We start from the raw sequence: 23,645 nt of genomic DNA, 5'->3' as shown, positions 1-23,645 counted from the left end.
ACGGTACCGGGGCCGAACTATTCGGACGTTGGGGTCGCTGTGGGGGCGTCGGCGGTGTCATCGTCGCTCCCTCCTACTCGCTCATGAACTGCGGCCGCGAATTTCTCTCCGCGATCGGCGTAACTGGTGAACTGGTCCATGGACGCCGCTGCTGGCGCCAATAAGACGGTGTCTCCCTCGGTCGCAATTCCGTGCGCTATCTCAACGACGCGCGGCATCACGTGTTCAGTGTCAGTCGAGTCAACCTCGAAGACCGGAATCTGGGGCGCGTGTCGCTCGAATGCGGCACGGATTGCCAGCCTGTCAGCGCCGATGATGACGGCCGCTTTGAGACGCTTAGCGTGCTGCTGCACGAGCGGCGACACGTCCACTCCTTTGAGCAGGCCCCCGACCACCCAAACGACCGGGTCAACCGCAGAAAGTGATGCGCTGGCAGCGTGAACATTGGTGGCCTTGGAGTCATCAATCCACGACACTCCCCCGGTCGCGAGTACCAGCTGGTTGCGGTGCGCATCTACTTCGAAAGTGGCAACTCCCGCGCGTAGGGCATCGATGCTGACTCCCGCTGCCCTAGTTAGTGCACTAGCAGCGAGGATATTTGCCAGCATGTGCGGAGCCGCCAGATTGCGCTGTCGCAGTTCATCGAGGGTAAAGAGCTCGACGGCCACGTTGTGTCGATCTTCGTGGAATGCCCGTTCGGCGAGCAAGTCGCTGACGATGCCGAAGTCGCTCGGCCCTGGACTGTCAAGGCCAAACCCGATCGCGCGGCAGCCATCGACGACCTCTGCTTGTTCCACCATTTCTTGCGTAGCGATCACGGAACGGTTATAGACGGCGGCGATCTTGGTGTTGGCGTACACGGTAGCTTTTGCCTCGGCGTAGGCAGCCCGCGATCCGTGCCAGTCGAGGTGGTCATCAGCGAGGTTAAGGCACACGCTGGCAAGGGGCGAGATCGCGCCAACACCGTGGCGTGGCATTCCATGAAGCTGAAAACTTGAAAGTTCGACGACAAGAAAGTCGAAACCATCCGGGTAACGGATCGCATCCAGAACGGGGATGCCGATGTTGCCGACGGCGCCCGCTCGAAAACCGGCAGTCGAAAGAATATGGGCTGTCAGCTGCGCCGTCGTTGTCTTGCCGTTGGTGCCGGTGATCGCGATCCACTCGGCGGGCGTGCCAGTTTTGTCGCGCAGTCGCCACGCAAGTTCGATCTCCGTCCACAGCGGTACGCCAGCGCGACGACACCACTCCAACAGAGGGTGATCGAGAGGATATCCCGGCGACACGATGACGAGATCGGGTGTGTGGGCGGCGAGGGTCGATAGTTGGTCTTCAGCGGAGCCCCCCAAAGCGAGGGTTGCGCCGATGACTTCTGCCATCTCTACGCGGTTATCGGATGCCGCATCAGCAATAACGAGTACATGCGCCTTGAGCTCGGTGAGAGTGTCTGCCGCCGAGAATCCGGTTGCCCCGAGACCCAGTACTGCGACCGCGAGCTCGTTCCATTTCGAATTCCAACTGGTGAGTTCGTTGAGGTCACGCACAGCTACTGGTTAATCCATTCGAGGTAAAAGGTTCCGACTCCGGCCGCAACGAAAAGCGCTGCGATCAGCCAGAAGCGCACGACTACCGTGACTTCTGCCCATCCTTTGAGCTCGAAATGATGATGCAGCGGGCTCATCAGGAAGATGCGTTTGCCGCCGGTGATTTTGAAGTAGGCACGCTGCAGGATTACCGAACCGGTGACGATGAGGAAAAGTCCGCCAATGAGGACGAGCAGCAGTTCAGTGCGACTCATAATCGCAAGCGCTGCAAGAGCACCACCGAGCCCCAGCGAACCGGTGTCGCCCATAAATACTTGAGCGGGCGACGTGTTCCACCACAGGAAACCGATGAGGGCCCCGGCTATTGCCGCGGCAATGATTGCAAGATCGAGAGGGTCGCGGACTTCGTAGCACTTGTACAACACTTCACGGTCGATGCCGGGGTTACTGCACGACTGGTTGTTCTGCCAGAAGCCAATGAAGATGTAGGAAGAGATTGCGAAGATTGCGGAGCCAGTAGCTAGGCCATCGAGTCCGTCGGCCACGTTGACACCGTTCGAGGTGCTCACGATGATGAGCGTCACCCAAATGGCAAACAGAATTGCACCGACAACCACACCGAATGTCGCTAGGTCAAGCCAACTGATGTCACGGAGTCCCGAAATCTTCGACGATGCCGGAGTGAGTCCACCGGGGTCGGGAAAGTTCAAGGCAAGGGCGGCGAAACCCGCGGCCACAATGACCTGCCCGGCGATCTTCGACCAACCGCCGAGGCCAAGACTGCGCTGTTTTCGCGTCTTCATATAGTCGTCGATAAAGCCGATAATGCCCAGACCAACCATGAGGTAGATCACGAGCAAACCCGAGAGGGTTACCGCTTCACGAGCAACCCAGTGCCCGACGAAATAGCCCATCGTCGAACCCAAAATGAATACGATTCCGCCCATCGTGGGCGTTCCGCGCTTGGTGTGATGGCTCTCAGGTCCGTCATCCCGGATGAACTGGCCCCACTTCAAACGCACAAAAAGCTTGATGAAAAGTGGAGTGAGCAGGAGAGTGAAGACGAGGGAGAATCCCGCCGCAATAAGAAGCGCGATCATGCGGTGACTCCCGCAATTCGGTCACCTAGGTGGCGAAGGCCCGCAGAGTTCGACGATTTCACTAACACGACATCACCCTCTCGCAGTTCCTCACGGAGCACAGCGTATGCCTCTTCGATGTTATCTACGAGGACCGACTCTCCGTCCCACGAACCTTCGAGACCGGCGGCATTGTGAATGTGACGGGCGGCGTGCCCAACGACAATGAGCTTCTGCACGTTCAAGCGCACGATGAGACGGCCGATTCGGTCGTGCTCTTCATTGGCGTAATCCCCCAGTTCGGCGATTTCACCTAGCACCGCGACGGAGCGGTTCTTTGGGCCAACCACTTGAACAAGAGTCTTGAGCGCCGCAGCCATGGAATCAGGGCTGGCGTTGTACGCGTCATTAATTACCGTGATGCCTCCGGGGCCGGCCAGTAGCTCCATTCGCCAGCGTTCGGCGCGCTCAATGGACTCAAGCGCTGTCGCTGAGCGTTGAGGATCGATGCCGAGCGCACGAGCGGCCACAATCGCGGCAAGAGCGTTAGTGACGTGGTGTTCGCCGAGAATCCGCAGTTGCACGGGGATGGTGCGGTCATCGAAATGAAGTGTGAACGCGGTTCCGCGCGCAGTGGCCTCAATATCGTCCGCCCACAGATCGGCGTGGGAATCGAGGCCGAATGAGCTGACCGTAGCGTTGGTCTGTGTGGCCATTGCTTTGACCCGCCCGTCGTCAAAATTGAGCACAGCAGTCGCTTGCGATGGCAGAGCGGTCACCATTTCAGATTTGGCGCGCGCAGTAACCGAGGCGTCGCCAAACTTGCCGATATGAGCGAGACCAACCATGAGCACAATTCCCACGTCGGGCATCACGATCGACTGCAGTCTGGTTATGTCGCCGACACCGTCGGCGCCCATCTCTACAACGAGAAACTTCGACTCCTCGGTAACACCAAGCATCGTTATCGGGGCCCCGACGTCATTATTGAACGAGCCCTGGGGTGCGACAGTCTCCCCTTCACGTTCGAGGATGCTCCGCAGCATGTTCTTCGTTGTGGTCTTGCCATTTGATCCGGTCACCGCGACAACCTTGAGTTGACCGCCCTCCCGCACTCGAGCAACGACGGTGCGCGCTAGAGCGTGGAGCGCCTGGACCCCGTTGCTCACCACAATTTGTGCGACATCCAGTTCAAGCGGTCGTTCAACGATAACGAGGGCGGCCCCATTCGCGACGGCACTCTCCGCAAAGAGATGGCCGTCGGTCGCCTCTCCGCGCAGGGCAAAGAAGATCGATCCCGCTGTGCTTAGTCGAGAATCAGTTTGTACGGCAACGGCAGGCAAACAAAGTTCACCTTTCGTGGCGCCAACAAGCTTCCCGCCGACGGCGGTAGCGATCTCGGCGATACTCAGTTCGATCACGTGGTGTGCTCCAAATTGGATGAACGCTGAAAAAAATTACCAGCGAAGCGGCAAATCCGGTCCTGACGTACCTATGGAGTAACTCGGTAGGTGGTCAGCGTCTGGGCCATAATGTCGCGGAATGTCGAGGCGATCGCGCCCGAATATATGGTATCTGGGATACCGGCGGTTGCGATCACCACATATTCAGGGTTGTCGGCAGGCGCAATTCCTGCATAGGAAATAACGACTTTATCGCCATAGCCGCCGTTTTCTGCAACCTGAGCAGTTCCACTCTTGACCGCGACGCGATAACCGGGAATTTGGAGGTTCGGCGCCGAACCACTGGAGCTGTACACCATCTCCATCATCTGCAAAGTCTGCTCGGACGCCTCTTTCGAGATAACCTGCGTGCCTTCGGTAGAGGGGACGTCCGTGACCGTTCCGTCTGGCCAGTAGCACCCCTCGACTAGAGCGGGTGGAATGCGAACTCCGTCGTTTCCGAGTGCCTGATACGCGCTCGCCATTTGGATTGACGTTGCGCTGAGGCCCTGACCAAACTGAACCGCATAGTTTGTGCGCGCATCCCACTGATCTGCGTCGTGGAGTGTTCCGCTCGTCTCGCCGTAGAAGTCGATCCCGGTTTTCTGCCCAAGACCGAATGCTTGCAAGTAATCGTGACGGGCAGAAGCGTTGAGCAAGTCGGTGTACTGCGCGATGGCGGTATTGGATGATTCGACCAGAGCACCCGCGAGGGTTAATCGTTGATCGGCGTGGTAAAACGAATCACTAATCACTCCGCCGCCATTGGACAGCTGCAGTGCGTACGGTGAAACCACTTGAGTGCGCTGGTTCGCGCTGCCGGAATCGATGAGAGATGCCGCTGTGAGGGCCTTAATCGTTGACCCTGGCTCATAGGGGGTGCTGAAGGCACGGGATCCGAGGTCGCCGACATCCGAGAGGTTGACGTTGTTCGGATCGACGGTGGGCCAGTCGCTGACGGCAAGCAAGTGTCCGTCGCTGACACGCATGACGACACCCGTTGCCCATGTTGCCCCTAATGCCTCGGCGGTCTGCGCCATCCGCTGTTGCACATAGAACTGAAGATCGCGGTCGATCGTCAGCTTCAGCGTTCCGCCGTCTACTTGCTCAAGGAGGTCGACGGAACTTCCGGGCAGAGCCACACCATCTTCACCACGGGCGTAACTCGCTTCACCATCTTGGCTAGCAAGGCATTCGTCTTCAGAAAGTTCGATGCCCGCTTGGGGGCCATCCGTACCGATAAATCCGACAAGGTTTCCGGCAATCTCGCCATTGGGGTAGCTGCGTTCTGGGCGAAGTTCGTAATAGAGCCAGGCGATGTCTAGCTTCAGAACAGTCTGGTAGTCCTCGAGGGTTATCCCCTTGGCTAAGTACTCAAAATCTGATTCCGGGTTCTCCAAGATCATCGAGAGCATGGCGTTCGGATCTCCACCGATAACTTCCGTGATCTTGGTGAGGTCCTCGAGGACGACAACGGACGCATTTTCTCGAAGCAGCGTCACGCGCGGAGAAATAACAATATCGAACCGTTCGACGCTATCCGCGAGAACCGCGCCTCGTGTGTCGACGATGTCGCCGCGGGTGCCGTACGTCACTTGAGTGAGAGTGCGCTTGGTATCGGCCTCGGCCGTGAGCGCTTCAGCTTGCACCACTTGCAGGTCGATAAGGCGAACGATGAATACTGCCGTCAACGCCAGAATGGTGAACACCACGAAGGCGACCCTGGCGCGGGTAGAGCGTGGCTTCATCGGTTCTCCCCTTGGTAGCTCAGTTCAATCATCGCGTCACAGGCGCGGGAATTGCGTTATTCGCTACCTCTGGCGCGGCGGTCGACGCAGAAACACTCGTCTCAGTGCCGGCGGATGCTGCGGTCGCGGCGGCAGCGGTGGCTGCCGCTTCTTGAGCTGCGGCAGCTTCCGCGCTGACGAGCGGCATGCCCGTCAGAAGCGTGTTTCCGACCAGACCACATACCCCACCGCAACCGGTCGGATCTGCACTGCCAGGAAGCTGAAAGACTGAGCCATCGGCCACGTTGAGAGAATAAGGGCTGGAATTGGGCACCATACCGAACCCTGCGGCCTGCGTGGCGAGGTTTTGAGACGACGACTGCAGTGCGAGCGACTCGAGTAGATTCTGCTCGGTGCGGTTCAAGAGCTTCTGTTCGCCTTGCAAAGAATCGATCTGGTACGCGCCCTGAGTGACCACAATGCTCAGTAGTAGCTGCGCTGCCAGAATGACAAACATGCTCGCCACAGTAACGACGGCATAGAGCGCCTTCGGACGAGCCTTTCGCTGTGCTCGTGTCGTGACGATCTCGATATGAGACGGTCGCTGTGCCGGAGTTTGCAGCGGCTGTGGCTGCGCATAAGCGAGGTTAGTGCTCATGAGATGACTCGCATTCGTTCAATTGCTCGCAGCCGGACGGGCTTGGCGCGGGGGTTGGTTAGTTGTTCTGCATCGCTTGCTTGCTCAGAGCCTCGAACGAGTAGTTTCAGCTCGGGCTTGTGTTCGGGAAGCTCCACGGGGAGCCCTGCCGGAGCAGTCGATCGTGACCGGCGCTGCAATTCGCGTTTGACGATGCGATCTTCCAGAGATTGGTAGGCCAGAACGACCATTCGTCCACCGACCTCCAAAGAGTTGATCGCAGCCGGGATCGCACGCTCGAGAACCGCAAGCTCTTGGTTCACTTCGATACGAAGTGCTTGAAAAACGCGCTTTGCTGGGTGGCCAGCTCGTTGAGCCGCCGCCGGTGTCGCCGCGATGATCAGTTCGACCAACTGCGCCGAGGTCGTCAGGGGCTGCTGTTCACGAAACTGCACGATGCGACTGGCGAATCGTGGCGCCAACTTCTCATCCCCGTAGGCATAAAAGATGCGGCGCAGTTCTAGTTCGCTATAGGTAGCGAGGATGTGCTCGGCAGTGACAGGAGTCGAGGCATCCATCCGCATATCTAGTGGAGCGTTTTGAGAATAGGAGAATCCGCGCTCAACGCGGTCGAGCTGGAGGGAAGAAACACCGAGATCGAAGAAGATTCCCTGAGCGTTCGGGAAGCCCAGCGAAGCGAGCGCTTTCGGAATTTCATCATAAACAGCATGAACAAAGTGCGTGCGGCTAGCGAAAGACTCAAGCCGGCGTCGAGCGATAGCAAGAGCGTCCTCGTCTCTGTCAATCCCCACGAGAGTGAGGTCGGGGAACCGCTGAAGAAATGCCTCAGCGTGGCCAGCCATGCCGAGCGTGCCGTCAACGAGAACGGCTCCAGGGGCATTGAGCGCTGGAGCGAGCAGTTCGATCGAACGCTCCAGGAGCACTGGGGTGTGGATGGTGTTGTCAGCCATGATGTTAGGGGCTAGTTCTCGGATGCTGATCCCCATCCGATGCGACCTGATATCGGGGAAGAAAATCAGGGCGTTCGGCTGGGAGTCAGCGTCGAAGAGCTAGAAGAGTCCCGGAATCACCTCCTCCGTGGTGTTGATGTAGTCGGCCTCGCTGGCCGCGTAGTAGTTGTTCCAAGCTTCGGTGTCCCAGATTTCAGCGCGATTTCCCGCACCGATGACGGTGAGGTCTCGCCCTAGTCCGGCGTACTCGCGCAGCCCGGCAGGAATAGTGACCCGGTGCTGCTTGTCTGGCGTCTCTTGGTTCGCCCCTGAGAGGAACAGACGGAGAAAGTCGCGCCCCTGCTTGCTTGTTACCGGCGCCTTGCGAATCGCTTCGTGCATGACTTCGAACTCGCGTTGGCTGAACACATAGAGGCACCGCTCCTGGCCACGAGTGACGACAACGCCGGAAGCGAGTTCCTCACGGAACTTTGCCGGAAGGATGATGCGTCCCTTGTCGTCGAGCTTGGGGGCGTAGGTGCCGAGAAACATGGCGCCCTCCCCTCATTCTCCGGCCCGGATTCTGGTTACCTCCACTTTACTCCACTTTCAACCACATATCTAAGGTTTACGAGCATTTATTTTCAGAATCAACAAAAAAGCCCAATAAACATAAGAGAAAATGGGGTGGAGGAAAATGGAGTGAAATCCCAATTTTGGGACCAGATCACCCCGTTTAGGGCACAAAAAAAGGACCAGCCCGAAGGCTGGTCCTAAAAGTGGAGGAAGTTGAGGTTTATCCGCGGCCGTCCTGGCGGCGATCCCAACGATCGTTAATGGTGTCCATGAATGATGGGCCACGCTTGCCTGATCGCGAAGATGAAGCGGCCGGAGCTGCTGCGTCTTCGACCGAACCAATCGCGCGCGAAGGAGACACGAACAACAGCACGCCAACGAACATCACGACGAAACCGAGCACACCTATAAGGGGCTGTTGGATGATGACACCCGTGAGAAGCGCGATGATGCCTGCCACTGCGACGAGAACACCAACAACCATCATTCGATAGTTGGGCTTGCCCCGATGAGGGTTGACGGTACTGACGAAATCGGCATCGTTTTGATAGAGACTGCGCTCCATCTCATCGAGGGCCCGCTGCTCTTGCTCTGAAAGCGGCATTTCGTTCCCCTCTCCTTGGGATTCACGGCTATTACTCCATAGTACGCCCCGTTTCAGTCGCTAGGGTAGACGAGTGCCTGAGAGTAACCAGTTAGTTGACCTTGTCCAGCAGAATATCGACGATTTTCTCGCCGAAAAGCGCGCTGAGCTGAACGCCATCGCGCCCGAGCTAGCTGCCCTCGTGGATGTCGGCGGTGCGCTTCTTTCAGGCGGAAAGCGATTCCGCGCCCTGTTTTGCTACTGGGGCTGGCAGTCTGTCGCCGGAATACCGTCGTCAGAGAACCCCCTCAATGACGATGCCGTCGCTCGCGAGTTGCCAGGCGTTCTCATGTCAGCATCAGCCTTGGAACTTTTTCACGCCGCGGCTCTCGTCCACGACGACATAATGGATCGCTCGGATACTCGCCGCGGCGCTCCCGCCGCACACCGTCGATTCGAACAGATGCACGTAGACGGAAACTGGGCTGGCAATGCTGAGGCTTATGGCGAATCGGCGGCATTATTACTCGGCGATCTCCTCCTGGGCTGGAGTGATGAACTACTTGGTCGTGGCATAGCGCTACTCCCCCGCCCGGCAGCGCTTGCCGCCCGAAAAGAGTTCATGACGATGCGCACGGAGGTCATGGCCGGTCAGTTTCTGGATATTCACGACGAGAGCGCTTGGGCAAGCTACCCAGAGTCAGAAGCGCTCGACCGCGCCCAGCGCGTGCTTATTTACAAGTCAGCGAAATACAGCGTCGAAGCACCTCTCGCCTTGGGTGCGAGCCTTGGCGCCGGCAGCGACGATCAAATCGCCGCGTTGCGCGCGTTTGGGCTTCCGTTAGGCGTCGCCTTCCAGCTGCGCGACGACATCTTGGGCGTATTTGGCGATCCAGAACTAACGGGAAAGCCGGCCGGAGATGATCTGCGCGAAGGCAAACGCACCGCGATCATCGCAATTGCGCGCCAGAAACTCTCGACTAGCGCGAACTCGATTCTGGATGAACTGCTCGGAGATCCTGACCTGACGACAGATCAGGTCGACATGCTTCGCTCTACTTTGCAAGACTCTGGCGCAGTGGATCAGATCGAGAAGGTTATCGCCCGCAATCTGGAACGTGCGTGTGAGGCGGTCGAAAACTCGAATCTCGCGGCGACCGCACGAGCACGACTTCTCGAACTGGCAACCGCGGCCACTACTCGAACTTCATAGACGCGGAGGGCACCGTCTAGAAGGCTGTGGTGCAGGCGAAAAGAAGGCTAGAAGCCAAGCGCCTGAGCCACGCGACGCACTTCGGCTTTTCTACCGGCGCGCAAAGCATCAACCGGCGAGACGCCCAAACTCGGCTCGCTGTTGAGCAGCCAGCGCATCGCCTCTTCGGAGCTAAAGCCAGCATCACCGAGAACGATGACGGTGCCTCTGAGCTCTCGAAGCGGTGCGCCATCGACGATGAACGCATCAGGCACCTGCCAAACGCCGTCTACTTTGCTTGCCAGGAGAGCGCCCTCTTCGATGAGACGGCGAACTTGGCTGACCTTCAGTCCGAGCAGCTCGGTGAGGTCAGGAACGGTGAGCCAATTTGTGGCGGGTGATTCAGTCACCCCTTAAGAGTGCCACGCTCTGTAGCCGAAACCTGACAGTTCGCACCGCATACGCAGAAATTTCACGAGTCGACTCAAGTCACATCAGTCACATTAGTCACACCAGCCCCACTGATTGACACGAGACTCCTTCTGTGACAGATTTGACCGGTGATCTAGGTGATTACACACACACCTTCTCGGGGCCGGGAGAGGAAGAAAATATGACAAATTTCACAATGGACGACACGGACAGTGTCGCCAACACCGTATTTGCTGGGCTAGTTCCAGTAGCAGCAAACGCTGGAGAGCGCGCACGTCGCGTCGCGAATCAGCGAGCTCGCGCGAATCGCAGCATCATGAGCACCGTTCCCGTGATCCTTGTAGGAACATTGGCTGCCGCCACCTTCAATCTCACCGGACCAGTCGAGCCCGTCAACGCAAAGACTCCCAACGACCCTCGTCTCTCTACCGAGCGCGCTAACAAACCAACAACGCAGACCCTCGCCGCAGCAAGCACATCTGTCGCCACCGTGGTGAGCCCAGCACCTGCCAGCTACACCGTGAGCGCTGGCGACACCGTTAGCGACATTTCGGCTCGCTACGGACTCTCAACGGCATCCGTTCTCGCCCTCAACGGCCTGAGCTGGTCGTCAATGATCTTTCCTGGGCAAGAACTCAAACTCACCAAGGGCACCGCAGCGCCATTGCCCAGCGTGAGTCACACCAAGACCACAAACGGTCAGTACACAATCGTCGCTGGTGACACAGTCAGCGGAATCGCCAACAAATTCGGCGTGTCGACTATCTCAGTGATGTCAGCGAACGGCCTTGGCTGGTCGAGCATCATCTACCCTGGTCAAACAATCGTTATTCCCGGCAACCTGAGCGCGCCGTCCGAAGATACTCAAGAGTATGACTTCGCGAGTGACGACATTGCTGGTGAAACTCCGGATGCTGGCACTGCCGAATCGACTAACGACGCCGAGACAACCGCCCCGGCGCCAGTCGAAGCTGAAATTGCTCCCGTTGACATTGCGCCCGTCGAAGTTGCGCCCGCGCCCGTCGTCTCCGCACCTGTCGTCTCTGCGCCGGCACCCGCCCCCGTTCCTGCGCCCGTAGCGGGCAGCAGTTATCTCGTAGTCTCCGGCGACACTATCTCGGGCATCGCCAAACGCCTCGGGGTCACAACGCAAGCGCTCCTCACCGCCAATGGCCTGAGCCAATCAAGTGTCATCTACATTGGCGACAAGCTCACCGTTCCTTCTACCGGCTCCACACCAGCGAGCAGTGGCGGCACCGTTACCTACCTCACCGCTGAGATGAGAACTAACGCCCTCACAATCATTCAGGTGGGCCGCGAGCTTGGCGTCTCTGACTACGGAATCACCATCGCACTCGCTACAGCGATGCAAGAGTCAAGTCTGCGCAACCTCACCTGGGGCGACCGCGACTCCGTTGGACTGTTTCAGCAACGGCCCAGCTCGGGCTGGGGAACCGTCGCACAGCTCACAACACCAGCACATGCTGCCCGCCTTTTCTACGGCGGGCCCAGCAACCCCAACAAGGGAATTACGCACGGACTGCTCGAAATTTCTGGCTGGTCGAACATGACTCTGACACAAGCTGCTCAGGCCGTTCAAATCTCCGGGCACCCCGATGCATACGCAAAGTGGGAGACTTCTGCACGCTCATGGCTGCAAGAACTCAGCTAACCCGTCGAACAGCCGTGTCTAGCGGCACTCTTGAAGATCTGAACTTTAGACTCGCAGGGTGAGTGCGAACATTACAGATCCGATGATCGGCCGTCTTCTCGACGGTCGGTATCAGATCCGTTCTCGGATCGCCCGCGGTGGCATGGCCACCGTGTACCTCGCGACCGATTTGCGACTCGAACGCAAGGTCGCCATCAAGATAATGCACGGCCACCTTGCCGACGACAGCAAGTTTAAAGAACGGTTCGTTCAAGAAGCTAGATCATCCGCTCGTTTGGCTCATCCCAATGTCGTCAACGTCTTCGATCAAGGTCAAGACAGCGACATGGCATACCTCGTCATGGAGTATTTGCCGGGGATCACACTTCGAGACCTGCTACTCGAGCACCGAATCCTCACCACCGAGCAGACACTTGACATCATGGAGGCGGTACTCGCGGGCCTCGCCGCCGCGCATAAAGCCGGCATCGTTCACCGAGACCTCAAGCCCGAAAACGTTCTGCTCGCAGACGATGGCCGAATCAAAATTGGCGACTTCGGGTTGGCGCGTGCCGCAAGCGCAAACACGGCAACCGGAGCAGCACTACTCGGCACAATCGCCTACCTCTCCCCCGAACTCGTTACCCGCGGCGTAGCTGACACCCGAAGCGACATCTACGCCGTCGGAATCATGATGTACGAAATGCTTGTCGGCGAGCAGCCCTTCAAGGGTGAACAGCCGATGCAAATCGCCTACCAGCACGCCAATGATGCCGTACCGAGCCCAAGTTCTGCCAACCACTTGGTGCCGGCCGAACTCGACGATCTCGTGCTGTGGTCTACGGCCCGCGAACCGGACGACCGCCCGCGAGATGCGCGGGTGCTGCTCGACCAGCTCTACCAAACGCACAGTTCGCTCATGACGGCGCTTCCGCCGACAGCATCCACCGCTGTGCAGCGCACAATGGTCTTACCGACAGCCCCCGCCACAGAAGTATTAGGCTCCACGGCGGATACGCAAATCTTCGGTGCAGAGCTACAGCACGTAGCCGCGCCAGCTCCAACACAGGTCTCCGAGAACACCACAACGCTCTCGACGCGCGCTACGAAACGCAAGTCACGAGGCTGGTGGCTACTCGTTCTAATCGTGCTGCTTGTCGGCGGTGCTGCCGGTGCCGGTTGGTACTTTGGCTCCGGACCGGGTTCTCAAGTGACAATTCCCGAGAGTATTCAGAGCACGACCCCCGAAGAGGCGCGAGCCATCCTGGAAGACTTAGGTCTCACCGTGAGCGACGAACTGGGCGAAACATTCGATCCCGTTGTCGCGGTTGATCTGGTTGCTAATTCAACACCAGAAGTCGGCGCGACAGTGCCGAATGGTTCACCGATCACACTATTGATCTCCCGAGGCCCCCAGCCCTTAGCGGTCCCTGCGTTCGCCGGTATGACTGAGCAGGAAGCTCGCGATGCGATCCAGGCTGTGCCGTTCACGCTTGTAGAACCTGTGATCAAGCAGTTTGACGGGGAGATCGCCGCCGGACTCGTCATTGATGTTCTTGGCTTCGACGAAACTACGTCGATTCTTGGCGCCGAGACCTATGGTGAATTGCAAGATGTTCACCTCATCGTCTCTGCCGGGCCATTGCCCAACGTAGGATGCTCGACCTTCGAACAGGCATCACAAACCCTGGCCGGTGTCGGACTGAGCGCTGAGCGCGGTAGCGAAGTGTTCAACGACTGCCCGGAAGGCACGGTTGTGGGAATCGACCTCGCGGCAGATAGTGACGGCAATGCCCCCACCTTCCGTGAAGGCGATGCCGCAACACTCATCATTTCACGCGGTCCAGATTTGGTGCAGATGCCCGATGTCGTCGGTGACAACATCGCTGCGGCGAAGCGTGAACTTGAAGAAGCAGGATTCGTCGTCACTGTCGATACGTCGATTCAGCAAATCTTCTGGAGCTTCCCACCAGCGCAGGTCACCGATCAAGATCCTGCTGGCGGCGAGATGGTTAAACGAGGATCCGAAGTCACCATCTACGGTTAGCGTCCTGCGTCGGTGCGCTTAGCTTCCTTCGGACGGCCTTCTCACCGAGCGTGAATCAGCGTGAACATACACAAACGCTCGCCAGCGGCTCAAGCACCCAAGAGTGAAGAACTACTGGCGAGCGTTGTGATTGCTCGAAGCAAAGTCGTTTAGAAAGCGCGAAGCTCCTCAGCAACGAGGAACGCCAACTCGAGCGACTGCATGTGGTTGAGACGGGGATCGCAGAGTGACTCGTAACGAGTCGCGAGCGTGGCTTCGTCGATCTGCTCTGACCCACCTAGGCACTCCGTGACATCGTCACCGGTGAGCTCGATGTGGATGCCGCCGGGGTAGGTTCCCGCTGCTCTGTGCGCCTCAAAGAATCCCTTGACCTCATCAACAACGTCATCGAAACGACGCGTCTTGTAGCCAGTGGGCGTAGTAAGACCGTTGCCGTGCATGGGGTCAGAGACCCACAGCGGCGTTGCCTCCATCTCCTTGATGGCTTCAAGCAGGGGTGGAAGAGCATCACGGATTTTGCCAGCACCCATTCGAGTGATGAACGTCAAACGACCAGGCTCACGGTCTGGATCGAGCTTATCGATTAATTGCTTCATCGTCTCAGGAGTGGTCGACGGACCGAGCTTTACGCCGATCGGGTTGCGCACACGCGAGAAGTAGTCGATGTGAGCGCCGTCGAGGTCACGAGTACGCTCACCGATCCACAAGAAGTGCGCGCTCGTGTTGTACGGCGTTCCCGTGCGCGAATCAATTCGCGTCATGGGGCGCTCGTAGTCCATAAGCAAGCCCTCGTGGCTCGAGTAAAACTCGGTGCGCTTGAGCTCATCGAAATCAGCGCCGGCTGCTTCCATGAAGCGAACCGCCTTGTCGATCTCTTTTGCCAGGCTCTCGTACTGGCGATTAGCGGGGTTGGCAGCGAAGCCCTTGTTCCACGAGTGCACCTGACGGAGATCGGCAAAGCCACCCTGCGTGAACGCACGAATGAGGTTCAAAGTGGATGCCGCGGTGTGGTAGCCCTCAACCAGGCGAGCAGGGTCGGCCGTCCGCGACTCCGGTGTGAAGTCGAAGCCATTGACGATGTCACCACGGTAGGCCGGAAGAGTGACATCTCCGCGAGTCTCAAAGTCACTCGAGCGCGGCTTAGCAAACTGGCCAGCCATGCGCCCCATCTTAACGATGGGCTTTGATGCTCCATAAGTGAGAACTACCGCCATCTGCAGAATCGTCTTGACGCGGTCGCTAATCTGTTGGGCCGTAGCGCCAGCAAATGTCTCGGCACAGTCGCCGCCCTGGAGCAAGAATGCTTCACCTTGGGCTGCGCGTGCTAGACGAGTACGGAGACGATCTACTTCGCCCGCGAAGACGAGGGGCGGAAGGGAAGCGATCTTGCTCGACGCTTCTCCGACTGCATCAGCATCCGGCCACTGTGGCTGCTGCTTGATGGGGAGAGTGCGCCAGTTGTCGAGACCAGCAATTACGGCTGGATCAGCGAGCACAACTGGTTCTGACGGGTCGACCACAGGGAGATTCCTTTATACATTTACTACGAAGATGGGCGGGCTTGTGACCCTCTATCAGCCTACCGGCACATCCGAGCCCCAAAGTCACAGTCAACGACGGCCAGCAGCGGGGCGTTCCTTCACCGAAGTGGCATAGACGTCCACATACTCCTGACCGCTAATGCGGTTCAATTCGTACATGATTTCATCGGTGATTGAACGGAGGATGAAGCGGTCGCCCTCCATGCCTTCAAAGCGACTGAAGTCGAGAGGCTCGCCGAACACAATTCCGATGCGGCCCATCCGGGGAATTTTGGTGCCGATGGGCATGACCTTTTCTGTGTCGATCATCGCGACGGGAACGACCGGGACGTGGCCCTCTAAGATCATGCGGGCGACCCCGGTGCGACCGCGGTACATCTTGCCATCGGGGCTTCTCGTGCCCTCGGGGTAAATTCCGAGTACCTCGCCCCTAGCGAGCACCGCTAGGCCTGTATTGAGCGACGCTTCAGAGGCTTTACCTCCGGAACGATCGATCGGCAGCATCCCGGTGCCGTTAAAGAACGCCCGGGAAAAGAAACCCTTGATCCCACGGCCAGTGAAATAGTCACTTTTGGCGAGAAAAAATATGCGGCGGTCCATCACCAGCGGGAGAAATACAGAGTCGATAAACGACAAATGGTTGCTGGCGAGAATCACACCGCCCTTTCGCGGCAGGTTCTCTAGCCCCGACACCCACGGACGAAACACTGTCTTGAGGATCGGGCCGGCGACCAGATTCTTCATAAACCAATAGAACATGGTGCCTCTTTCTCCTGCTCGCGGGAGCTACTACTCTATCGCGCACCGGAACGTACCCCACAAACGGGTGCAAATCTGCTTCCGCGCCAATGCGCGCATGGCTTGGCCCGCTAGACCTAGCTAGAGTGGAGTAGACCACCTTACCGGTGCCAAAGGAGTTGCCGTGAAACAGTTTGATGTACCAGCCATTGTTAAGGCTGACCCGGAAGCGAACGCGACCGATCTGTTAATAGATCGTGTAGCGGCTACGCCAAATAACGCCCTATTTTCACTCCCCACTGCCGATGGCGGCTGGAGCGATGTCACCTCATCTGAGTTCCTAGCTCAAGTGAAAGCAGTTGCTAAGGGCCTTGTTGCCGCTGGCATTCAGCCTGGTGACAAAATCGGGCTCATGTGCAAAACGCGCTATGAGTGGACCCTTATCGACTTCGCGACGTGGTTCGCGGGCGCAGTTCTGGTTCCCATCTACGAGACCAGCTCCCCCAGCCAGATCAACTGGAACCTGATCGACTCTGGGGCCATCGCAATCATCACCGAAACGCCAGATCACTTTGCGCGCTTCGACGAGATACGTGCGGACGTTCCTGCTGTCGTCAACGTCTGGCAAATTGACCTCGGCGACGTCGACAAGCTCGCAGCCTCAGGAAAAGATGTCACCGACGAAGAAATTGAGCGTCGCCGCAACCTCGCAAAGGGTTCCGATCTCGCCACTCTCATTTACACGTCGGGCACCACAGGAAAACCCAAGGGTTGCGTCATCACGCATTCCAACTTCGTCGAGCTGTGCCGCAACTCACAGAAGGCCATCCCTGAAGTTGTGAACCCTAATTCGAGCACACTGCTGTTCATCACTACGGCACACATTTTCGCTCGTTTCATTTCGATTCTGTGCATCCACGGTGGAGTCAAAGTGGGTCACCAGCCCGACACGAAGCTGTTGCTGCCATCGATGGCCTCGTTCAAGCCGACCTTCCTCTTGGCCGTTCCTCGCGTGTTCGAGAAGGTTTACAACTCTTCTGAACAGAAGGCGGAAGCTGGCGGCAAAGGCAAGATCTTCCGCAAAGCCGCTGAAGTCGCGATCGCGCATTCGAAGGCGCTGGATGCCGGTCACGTACCCCTCGGCATGAAGATTCAGTTCGCTATCTTCGACCGCCTCGTGCTGTCGAAGATTCGTGCCGCACTCGGCGGACGTGTGCAATACGCCGTTTCAGGTTCTGCGCCGCTTGGCCTCCGACTTGGACACTTCTATCGCAGCCTGGGGCTGACCATTCTCGAAGGTTACGGCCTCACCGAGACAACAGCCCCCATCTCAGTCAACAAGCCATCGAACTTCAAAATTGGCAAGGTCGGGCCACCGCTTCCCGGTGTCTCGGTACGAATCGCTGAAGACGGCGAAATTCAGGCCAAGGGCGTCTGTGTCTTCGACGGGTACTGGAACAACCCTGAAGCGACGGCCGAAGTCTTCGACGGCGAATGGTTCAAGACCGGCGACATCGGCAAATTTGATGACGAAGGTTACCTTGAGATCACTGGCCGCAAGAAAGAGATCATCGTTACGGCCGGCGGAAAGAACGTAGCTCCGGCGGCACTCGAGGATCCCATCCGCGCAAATCCGATCATTGGGCAAGTGGTTGTCGTTGGCGAGCAGCGCCCGTTCATTTCGGCGCTTGTCACCCTCGATGACGAAATGCTGCCCGTCTGGCTGAACAACAACGGTCTCGATGCAACGTGGACCGTCGAACAAGCAGCCAAACATCCCGCAGTGCTCGCAGAGGTGCAGCGGGCAATCGACGTCGGTAACGCGAAAGTCTCGCGTGCAGAATCGATCCGTAAGTTCCACATTTTGGATTCGGACCTTACCGAAGCCAGCGGCCACTTGACGCCGAAATTGACGATCAAGCGCAACGTCATCCTCGCGGATTTTGCTGACGTAATCGATTCGCTCTACTCGAACTCACCGGCGACCGAAGGAATCTCGCTCAAATAGTCGCTAACGAGGAGCCATGCTCCCCGAGAAGAAACCCCCGCAGCGTGCGAACGCTGCGGGGGTTTCTCGATTCGTCAACGAACAGGGGCGTGATTAGTACCAGGGCGCCTTGCGGATCTCCCGCATGGCTTCGCGCTTGGTATCAGCTTCGAGGCCCTCAATATAGAGATGACCATCGAGGTGATCGGTTTCATGCTGAAGCGCCTGAGCCATCAGCCCATCACCGCTCAACTCCACAGGTTCACCTGCCAAATCGACTCCGGTTACCCGCGCGAACGGGTAACGACGACGCAGAAAGTAGAAGCCGGGGACAGACAGGCAGCCCTCATCCACTAGGTCTGGCTCGCCTGACACCTCAGCCAGTACTGGATTGATGATGTAGCCGACCACACCGTCGATGTTGTAGCTGAAAGCGCGCAGGCCCACACCGATCTGATTTGCGGCCAAACCGGCACGACCAGGCAGCTGCACAGTCTCGATCAAGTCATCGATGAGCAACGTGGCACGCGGGTCACCAACGGTGATCGGGTCGCACGCGGACCGAAGGACGGGATCGCCAAAAAGACGAATCTCACGAACAGCCATAGTTTCAGTCGGTCCGAACCTCGGGAAGGCCGTCCATGACGACGGCAGCAAGTTCGAGCGCGGCATTCTTAGTCAGCTTATTGAGGTCGCGATAGTGCACGACAGAACCAGTTGCGAGGCTCGGGTCATATGGAACCCGAACAATCTCCCGCACGCGAGACTTGAAGTGTGCCTCGATCTCTTCGAGCTTGACCAGATTGGTGCCCTGAGTTGCCGTGTTCAAGGCGACGACAGCGTTCTTGACGAGATCGGCATGACCATTCGATTCAAGCCACGTGAGCGTCTCCGATGCCAGCCGTGCCTCGTCAACGCTGCCGCCAGAAACGATAACGATTGAATCGGCTCGCTGAAGGGTGGCGCGCATCACCGAGTGAACGATGCCAGTACCGCAGTCGGTAATCGCCACTGAATAGAAACGCTCAGCCATATCGGCGACCACATTGTAGTCATTCTCGTCGAAAGCTTCAGAAACGTGCGGGTCAGTGTCCGAGGCAAGCACATCAAGTCGTGTCTCATCGCGGGAGACCACGGTCTGGAATTCACTAAAAGTATGAAGCGACTCTGAGCGCATGACGACATCGCGCACCGTGGCACGAGTCTGCTTGTCGATTCGTTCGGCCAACGTTCCGCGGTCAGGGTTGGCATCGATCGCAATAATTCGGTCTTCGCGAGTATCCGCCAACGCCATCCCCAGAAGCGCGGTGATCGTGGTCTTGCCAACGCCGCCCTTGCGAGTGAGCACCGGAACGAAGCGAGTACCGCCGACAAAAGTTTTCGTGATGCGAGCCTCGAGCGACTTACGTTCACGCACGCGGTACGAATCCCCCATATTGACGAGGTGGAAAGTCACCGCATAAACAAGTTCTTGCACGAACCCTTCCGGTGCGGGCCGACGGTTCTTCTTGCTCTGGTTGATGAGGCGTTCAGCCGTCAGCATTGTTGCTGGCTCCGGTGCGGTACGAACCTCAGTTCGCTGGCGGCCACGGCGAGTCGTAGCGTGATCGACCGGGGGAAGTTCAGGAATCGATGTAGCAACTGACGCAGTCTCGGGCGGCTGCGTGACTACAGATTCCGGCACGAAAGAAATCGTTGTCGTGGCCATTGATGCCGGGTCAACGTGATGCGCGTTCACCGCAACATCATCGATCGCCACCGCGGCTTCGTGCTCTGGCGTCTCGCGCACCTGAGTAGGCAGCGAGAGCGTGAAAGTCAGACTTTCCGTGCTCGGTGTCTCTTCGACCGTCGAATCTTTCGAGTCGTGGTCGGCCATCGAAGTTTTGTCGTCAGCAGACGACTTCACATCGGGTTCATCGCGCTTAATAGCCACTTGTCGATCCCTTTCAGAAAGCAAACACACAACTTTACCGCGTAAACGGCCCAAACGTGACCGCCGCCCTAACAGCGGCCACGTTAGTAGCCAACGAAAACGGGTCTAACTGGGATCGATTTCTACCAAAAGGTCACCAGCATCCACCTGCTGAGTCTTCGGGATTGCAAGCCGTTTGACGGTTCCCGCGACCGAAGCAGTAATCGCTGCTTCCATCTTCATCGCCTCGATCGAGGCAACGGGTTGGCCAACTTCGACCTTCGCGCCTTCCTCAACCTGAAGAGTGACCACGCCGGAGAACGGCGCTGCAACATGGCCAGGCTTAGAGGTATCCGCCTTTTCTGCTGCCATCGTGTCGACCTTGATGCTGAGATCGCGAACGAAGACCGGACGCAGCTGGCCGTTAAGCGTGGCCATAACGGTGCGCATCCCCTTTTCGTCAGCTTCACCAATCGCCTCAAGCCCAACGAAAAGCTGAACACCCTTGGCGATCTCGACCACGTGTTCATGCCCCTGCTGCAATCCGTACAGATAATCGGTACTGGCGAGCGGGGAAAGGTCGCCGTAGGTCTCACGAGCTTTTTCGAAGATCTGAGTCGGACCGGCGAACAGGAGCCGGTTAAGAGCAGAACGGCGATCACTGGCGTCACCGTCAAGCGCAGCCTGATCCTCCTTGCTTACCTCTTCGACACCGATCTTGACGTTACGACCCTTGAGCACCTTGGAGCGGAACGGCTCTGGCCAGCCACCAGGAAGTTCTCCCAACTCCCCCGCCATAAAGCCGATAACCGAATCAGGAATGTCGTACTTGTCAGGATTCTCTTCAAAATCGGCGGGATCAGCGTTAGCCGCAGCCAAAGCGAGCGCGAGATCGCCAACGACCTTCGACGACGGCGTGACCTTAGGCGGCCGACCGAGCATCTTGTTTGCCGCAGCATAGAGATTCTCGATGGTCTCAAAGTGATCTGCGAGACCCAACGCGATCGCCTGTTGGCGAAGGTTCGACAACTGGCCACCCGGGATTTCGTGGTGGTAGACACGCCCCGTAGGCCCAGGAAGCCCTGACTCGAATGGCGCGTACGTGTGACGTACGGCCTCCCAGTACGGTTCTAGATTCGACACCGCGTCGAGCGAAATTCCAGTATCTCGTGATGTGTGCGCGAGAGCCGCGACCAGCGCTGACATCGACGGCTGGCTTGTTGTTCCTGCCATCGGAGCGCTCGCGACATCCACAGCATCCGCACCGGCACGCGATGCGGCAAGCAACGTCGCCAGTTGACCACCAGCAGTGTCGTGGGTGTGGACGTGCACTGGAGCATCAAAACGCTCGCGCAGAGCCGTCACGAGCGTCTCAGCGGCTTCAGCACGCAACAGACCAGCCATGTCCTTGATGGCCAGCACATGGGCGCCGCTTTCGATGATCTGGTCGGCGAGCCTCAAGTAGTAGTCGAGCGTGTACAAATCTTCCGCCGGATCAAGCAAGTCGCCCGTGTAGCAGAGTGCAACCTCAGCAACAGCCGTTCCCGTGTTGAGAACAGCATCGATAGCGGGACGCATCTGCGACACGTCATTGAGCGCGTCGAAGATGCGGAAAATATCTACGCCGGTATCTGTGGCCTCACGAACAAAAGCATCCGTGACCTCGGTCGGATACGGCGTGTAGCCGACAGTGTTTCGACCACGAAGAAGCATTTGGATGGCCACGTTGGGCAGCGCTTCGCGCATCGACGCGAGGCGCTCCCACGGATCTTCAGCCAAGAAGCGCAAAGCGACGTCGTAGGTCGCACCACCCCAAGCCTCAACCGAAAGTAGTTGCGGCGTCATCCGCGCAACATGCGGCATGACAGCCACGAGATCGCGGGTGCGCACGCGCGTCGCCAAGAGTGACTGATGTGCGTCACGGAAAGTGGTCTCCGTGACAGCGAGAGCCTTTTGCTCGCGAAGGGCCGAGGCGAAACCAGCGGGACCAAGTTCGAGCAGGCGCTGGCGCGAGCCAGCCGGAGCTTCGGCCGACAGATCAACAGTGGGGAGCTTGAGCTGCGGGTTGATGATGCCAGCACCATCGCCGTTCGGCTGATTGACGGTAACCTCAGCCAACCACGTGAGAATTTTGGTGCCGCGGTCTTGCGAACGGTGGGAATTCGCGAGCCATGGTCGCTCGTCGATGAAGGCAGTGCTCAGGTCGCCAGCAATGAACTCGGGATCATCGAGCACACCCTGAAGGAACGGGATGTTGGTCGTGACTCCGCGAAGACGGAACTCGGCGAGGCCTCGACGTGCGCGACGCACAGCCGAGGCAAAGTCACGACCTCGGCACGTCATCTTGACGAGCATGGAGTCAAAGTGGGGCGAAATCTGCGAACCGGCAGAAACTGTTCCACCATCTAGACGGATGCCGGCACCACCTGGCGAACGGTACGTCGTGATTTTGCCGGTGTCGGGCCGAAACCCGCTGGCGGGGTCTTCGGTCGTGATGCGGCACTGGAGAGCCGCTCCGCGCAGCTTGAGCTCGTCTTGACGCAGGCCTAACTCTTCGAGCGACTCACCAAAAGCAATTCGCATCTGCGACTGCACGAGGTCGACGTCGGTGACTTCTTCAGTGACGGTGTGCTCAACCTGGATGCGCGGGTTCATCTCGATAAAGACATGCTCGCCTTTGCGCTCCCCCGCGGTGTCCAGCAAGAACTCGACGGTACCGGCGTTGACATAGTCGATCGATTTCGCAAAAGCTACGGCATCCCGGTACATCGCTTGACGGGTTGTTTCGTCAAGGTTCGGTGCCGGAGCGATCTCGACAACTTTTTGGTGACGGCGCTGAACTGAACAGTCACGCTCAAATAAGTGGATGATGTTGCCGTGCGCATCAGCAAGAATCTGCACTTCGATGTGGCGTGGGCGCACCACTGCTTGCTCAAGGAACATCGTCGAGTCGCCGAAAGCACTTTCGGCTTCGCGCATTGCCGCCACTAGGGCATCGCGAAGATCTTCCTTCTTCTCAACCCGACGCATTCCACGACCACCACCGCCAGCAACTGCTTTAGCGAAGATCGGGAAACCGATAGCGTCGGCACCAGCAAGAAGCTCATCGAGGTCGGTGCTTGCCGGCGTCGAAGCTAAGACAGGAACACCCGCGGCAATCGCGTGCTCCTTAGCCGTGACCTTGTTGCCAGCCATCTCGAGAACCTTCGTCGGCGGACCGATGAACGCGATTCCGGCATCGGCTGCGGCATGGGCGAGTTCCGGATTCTCGGAAAGGAAGCCATAGCCGGGGTAGATCGCGTCGGCTCCGCTCTCTTTAGCCACCCGAATAATTTCGGCAACATCCAGATAAGCGCGAACAGGATGACCCTCTTCGCCAATGAGATACGCCTCGTCCGCTTTCAGACGATGAACCGAGTTTCGATCCTCGTACGGAAAAACGGCAACGGTTCGAGCACCGAGTTCGACGGCCGCGCGCATGGCACGGATCGCGATTTCACCTCGGTTAGCAACGAGAATCTTCTTAAACATTCGGTCCTTCCCGACAAAAACCAAGCCTAGAGTGATTGAACTCTGGCAGTTTCCTCAAGGGTGCGCAAAAGTTGGT

18 protein-coding genes are annotated in these 23,645 nt (G+C 58.1%); 4 read left to right on the top strand and 14 right to left on the bottom strand.

Translation table 11 applies throughout. From position 1 onward, the window contains the following. Window positions 1-17: 17 nt before the first annotated feature. From murD to ON14_RS00830, 8 genes are all read right to left on the bottom strand, one after another. Window positions 18-1,544 (bottom strand): UDP-N-acetylmuramoyl-L-alanine--D-glutamate ligase, encoded by a 1,527-nt coding sequence (gene murD / locus ON14_RS00865; protein WP_010202333.1) that lies wholly within the window; start codon window positions 1,542-1,544, stop codon window positions 18-20. 2 nt (window positions 1,545-1,546) lie between these two features. After that, window positions 1,547-2,644 (bottom strand): phospho-N-acetylmuramoyl-pentapeptide-transferase, encoded by a 1,098-nt coding sequence (gene mraY, locus ON14_RS00860; RefSeq protein WP_010202331.1) that lies wholly within the window; start codon window positions 2,642-2,644, stop codon window positions 1,547-1,549. Continuing rightward, window positions 2,641-4,044 carry a UDP-N-acetylmuramoyl-tripeptide--D-alanyl-D-alanine ligase gene (locus tag ON14_RS00855; RefSeq protein ID WP_010202330.1) on the bottom strand — a complete coding sequence of 468 codons (1,404 nt, stop codon included), beginning with the start codon at window positions 4,042-4,044 and terminating at the stop codon, window positions 2,641-2,643. Before ON14_RS00855 ends, mraY begins: the two co-directional genes overlap by 4 nt. Window positions 4,045-4,115: 71 nt before the next feature. Continuing rightward, window positions 4,116-5,813, bottom strand: a complete 1,698-nt coding sequence (locus ON14_RS00850; RefSeq protein ID WP_010202329.1) for a peptidoglycan D,D-transpeptidase FtsI family protein — start codon at window positions 5,811-5,813, stop codon at window positions 4,116-4,118. Between the two features lie 28 nt (window positions 5,814-5,841). Beyond that, complete coding sequence (locus ON14_RS00845; protein WP_010202328.1) at window positions 5,842-6,450, bottom strand: hypothetical protein; 609 nt, start codon at window positions 6,448-6,450, stop codon at window positions 5,842-5,844. Continuing rightward, window positions 6,447-7,400, bottom strand: a complete 954-nt coding sequence (gene rsmH, locus ON14_RS00840) for a 16S rRNA (cytosine(1402)-N(4))-methyltransferase RsmH (protein WP_010202327.1) — start codon at window positions 7,398-7,400, stop codon at window positions 6,447-6,449. The genes ON14_RS00845 and rsmH overlap by 4 nt, the downstream gene beginning before the upstream one ends. 99 nt (window positions 7,401-7,499) lie before the next feature. Beyond that, window positions 7,500-7,931 (bottom strand): division/cell wall cluster transcriptional repressor MraZ, encoded by a 432-nt coding sequence (gene mraZ, locus ON14_RS00835; RefSeq protein ID WP_010202326.1) that lies wholly within the window; start codon window positions 7,929-7,931, stop codon window positions 7,500-7,502. 244 nt (window positions 7,932-8,175) lie between these two features. Continuing rightward, a complete protein-coding gene (locus tag ON14_RS00830) occupies window positions 8,176-8,559 on the bottom strand; it encodes a DUF3040 domain-containing protein (protein ID WP_010202325.1) in 384 nt (127 codons plus the stop codon). A gap of 73 nt (window positions 8,560-8,632) precedes the next feature. On the opposite strand from ON14_RS00830, the gene ON14_RS00825 reads away from it, so the two are divergent. After that, window positions 8,633-9,751 (top strand): polyprenyl synthetase family protein, encoded by a 1,119-nt coding sequence (locus tag ON14_RS00825; RefSeq protein WP_010202323.1) that lies wholly within the window; start codon window positions 8,633-8,635, stop codon window positions 9,749-9,751. 47 nt (window positions 9,752-9,798) lie between these two features. On the opposite strand, the gene ON14_RS00820 is transcribed toward ON14_RS00825, so the two are convergent. Continuing rightward, window positions 9,799-10,140 carry an Rv2175c family DNA-binding protein gene (locus ON14_RS00820; RefSeq protein WP_010202322.1) on the bottom strand — a complete coding sequence of 114 codons (342 nt, stop codon included), beginning with the start codon at window positions 10,138-10,140 and terminating at the stop codon, window positions 9,799-9,801. A gap of 338 nt (window positions 10,141-10,478) precedes the next feature. On the opposite strand from ON14_RS00820, the gene ON14_RS15060 reads away from it, so the two are divergent. Beyond that, window positions 10,479-11,834, top strand: a complete 1,356-nt coding sequence (locus ON14_RS15060; protein ID WP_081503506.1) for a LysM peptidoglycan-binding domain-containing protein — start codon at window positions 10,479-10,481, stop codon at window positions 11,832-11,834. Between the two features lie 82 nt (window positions 11,835-11,916). After that, window positions 11,917-13,860, top strand: coding sequence for a Stk1 family PASTA domain-containing Ser/Thr kinase (gene pknB, locus ON14_RS00810; protein WP_192812258.1), 1,944 nt, complete (start codon window positions 11,917-11,919; stop codon window positions 13,858-13,860). Between the two features lie 149 nt (window positions 13,861-14,009). Here pknB and ON14_RS00805 read toward each other — a convergent pair whose 3' ends face one another. Both ON14_RS00805 and ON14_RS00800 read right to left on the bottom strand, forming a co-directional pair. Continuing rightward, window positions 14,010-15,380 carry a class II 3-deoxy-7-phosphoheptulonate synthase gene (locus tag ON14_RS00805; RefSeq protein WP_010202319.1) on the bottom strand — a complete coding sequence of 457 codons (1,371 nt, stop codon included), beginning with the start codon at window positions 15,378-15,380 and terminating at the stop codon, window positions 14,010-14,012. A gap of 90 nt (window positions 15,381-15,470) precedes the next feature. Then, entirely contained in the window at window positions 15,471-16,160 is a 690-nt protein-coding gene (locus ON14_RS00800) for a lysophospholipid acyltransferase family protein (RefSeq protein WP_010202318.1), read from the bottom strand. A 163-nt stretch (window positions 16,161-16,323) separates the two neighbouring features. Between ON14_RS00800 and ON14_RS00795 the strand changes: the two genes are divergently transcribed. Continuing rightward, the gene (locus ON14_RS00795; protein ID WP_010202316.1) at window positions 16,324-18,147 is read left to right on the top strand and encodes an AMP-dependent synthetase/ligase; all 1,824 of its coding nucleotides are present in this window, start codon (window positions 16,324-16,326) and stop codon (window positions 18,145-18,147) included. A 93-nt stretch (window positions 18,148-18,240) separates the two neighbouring features. On the opposite strand, the gene ON14_RS00790 is transcribed toward ON14_RS00795, so the two are convergent. The 3 genes from ON14_RS00790 to ON14_RS00780 form a co-directional block, all read right to left on the bottom strand. Continuing rightward, a complete protein-coding gene (locus tag ON14_RS00790) occupies window positions 18,241-18,732 on the bottom strand; it encodes a peptide deformylase (RefSeq protein WP_010202315.1) in 492 nt (163 codons plus the stop codon). A 4-nt stretch (window positions 18,733-18,736) separates the two neighbouring features. Then, window positions 18,737-20,059: a MinD/ParA family ATP-binding protein gene (locus ON14_RS00785; RefSeq protein ID WP_010202314.1), complete on the bottom strand. Its 1,323-nt coding sequence runs from the start codon at window positions 20,057-20,059 to the stop codon at window positions 18,737-18,739. 105 nt (window positions 20,060-20,164) lie between these two features. Then, window positions 20,165-23,569 carry a pyruvate carboxylase gene (locus ON14_RS00780; RefSeq protein WP_010202313.1) on the bottom strand — a complete coding sequence of 1,135 codons (3,405 nt, stop codon included), beginning with the start codon at window positions 23,567-23,569 and terminating at the stop codon, window positions 20,165-20,167. Between the last annotated feature and the right edge of the window lie 76 nt (window positions 23,570-23,645).

This window comes from Salinibacterium sp. PAMC 21357, assembly GCF_000247645.1.
Classification (GTDB): domain Bacteria; phylum Actinomycetota; class Actinomycetes; order Actinomycetales; family Microbacteriaceae; genus Rhodoglobus.
This window is presented reverse-complemented; position numbering and strand designations above follow the sequence as displayed.

Bases quoted from the DNA above. Each gene is read 5' to 3' on its own strand.
- mraY (WP_010202331.1), bottom strand. From the start codon at position 2,644: ATGATCGCGCTTCTTATTGCGGCGGGATTCTCCCTCGTCTTCACTCTC.
- ON14_RS00850 (WP_010202329.1), bottom strand. From the start codon at position 5,813: ATGAAGCCACGCTCTACCCGCGCCAGGGTCGCCTTCGTGGTGTTCACC.
- ON14_RS00845 (WP_010202328.1), bottom strand. From the start codon at position 6,450: ATGAGCACTAACCTCGCTTATGCGCAGCCACAGCCGCTGCAAACTCCG.
- rsmH (WP_010202327.1), bottom strand. From the start codon at position 7,400: ATGGCTGACAACACCATCCACACCCCAGTGCTCCTGGAGCGTTCGATC.
- mraZ (WP_010202326.1), bottom strand. From the start codon at position 7,931: ATGTTTCTCGGCACCTACGCCCCCAAGCTCGACGACAAGGGACGCATC.
- ON14_RS00830 (WP_010202325.1), bottom strand. From the start codon at position 8,559: ATGCCGCTTTCAGAGCAAGAGCAGCGGGCCCTCGATGAGATGGAGCGC.
- ON14_RS15060 (WP_081503506.1), top strand. From the start codon at position 10,479: ATGAGCACCGTTCCCGTGATCCTTGTAGGAACATTGGCTGCCGCCACC.
- pknB (WP_192812258.1), top strand. From the start codon at position 11,917: ATGATCGGCCGTCTTCTCGACGGTCGGTATCAGATCCGTTCTCGGATC.
- ON14_RS00800 (WP_010202318.1), bottom strand. From the start codon at position 16,160: ATGTTCTATTGGTTTATGAAGAATCTGGTCGCCGGCCCGATCCTCAAG.
- ON14_RS00790 (WP_010202315.1), bottom strand. From the start codon at position 18,732: ATGGCTGTTCGTGAGATTCGTCTTTTTGGCGATCCCGTCCTTCGGTCC.
- ON14_RS00780 (WP_010202313.1), bottom strand. From the start codon at position 23,569: ATGTTTAAGAAGATTCTCGTTGCTAACCGAGGTGAAATCGCGATCCGT.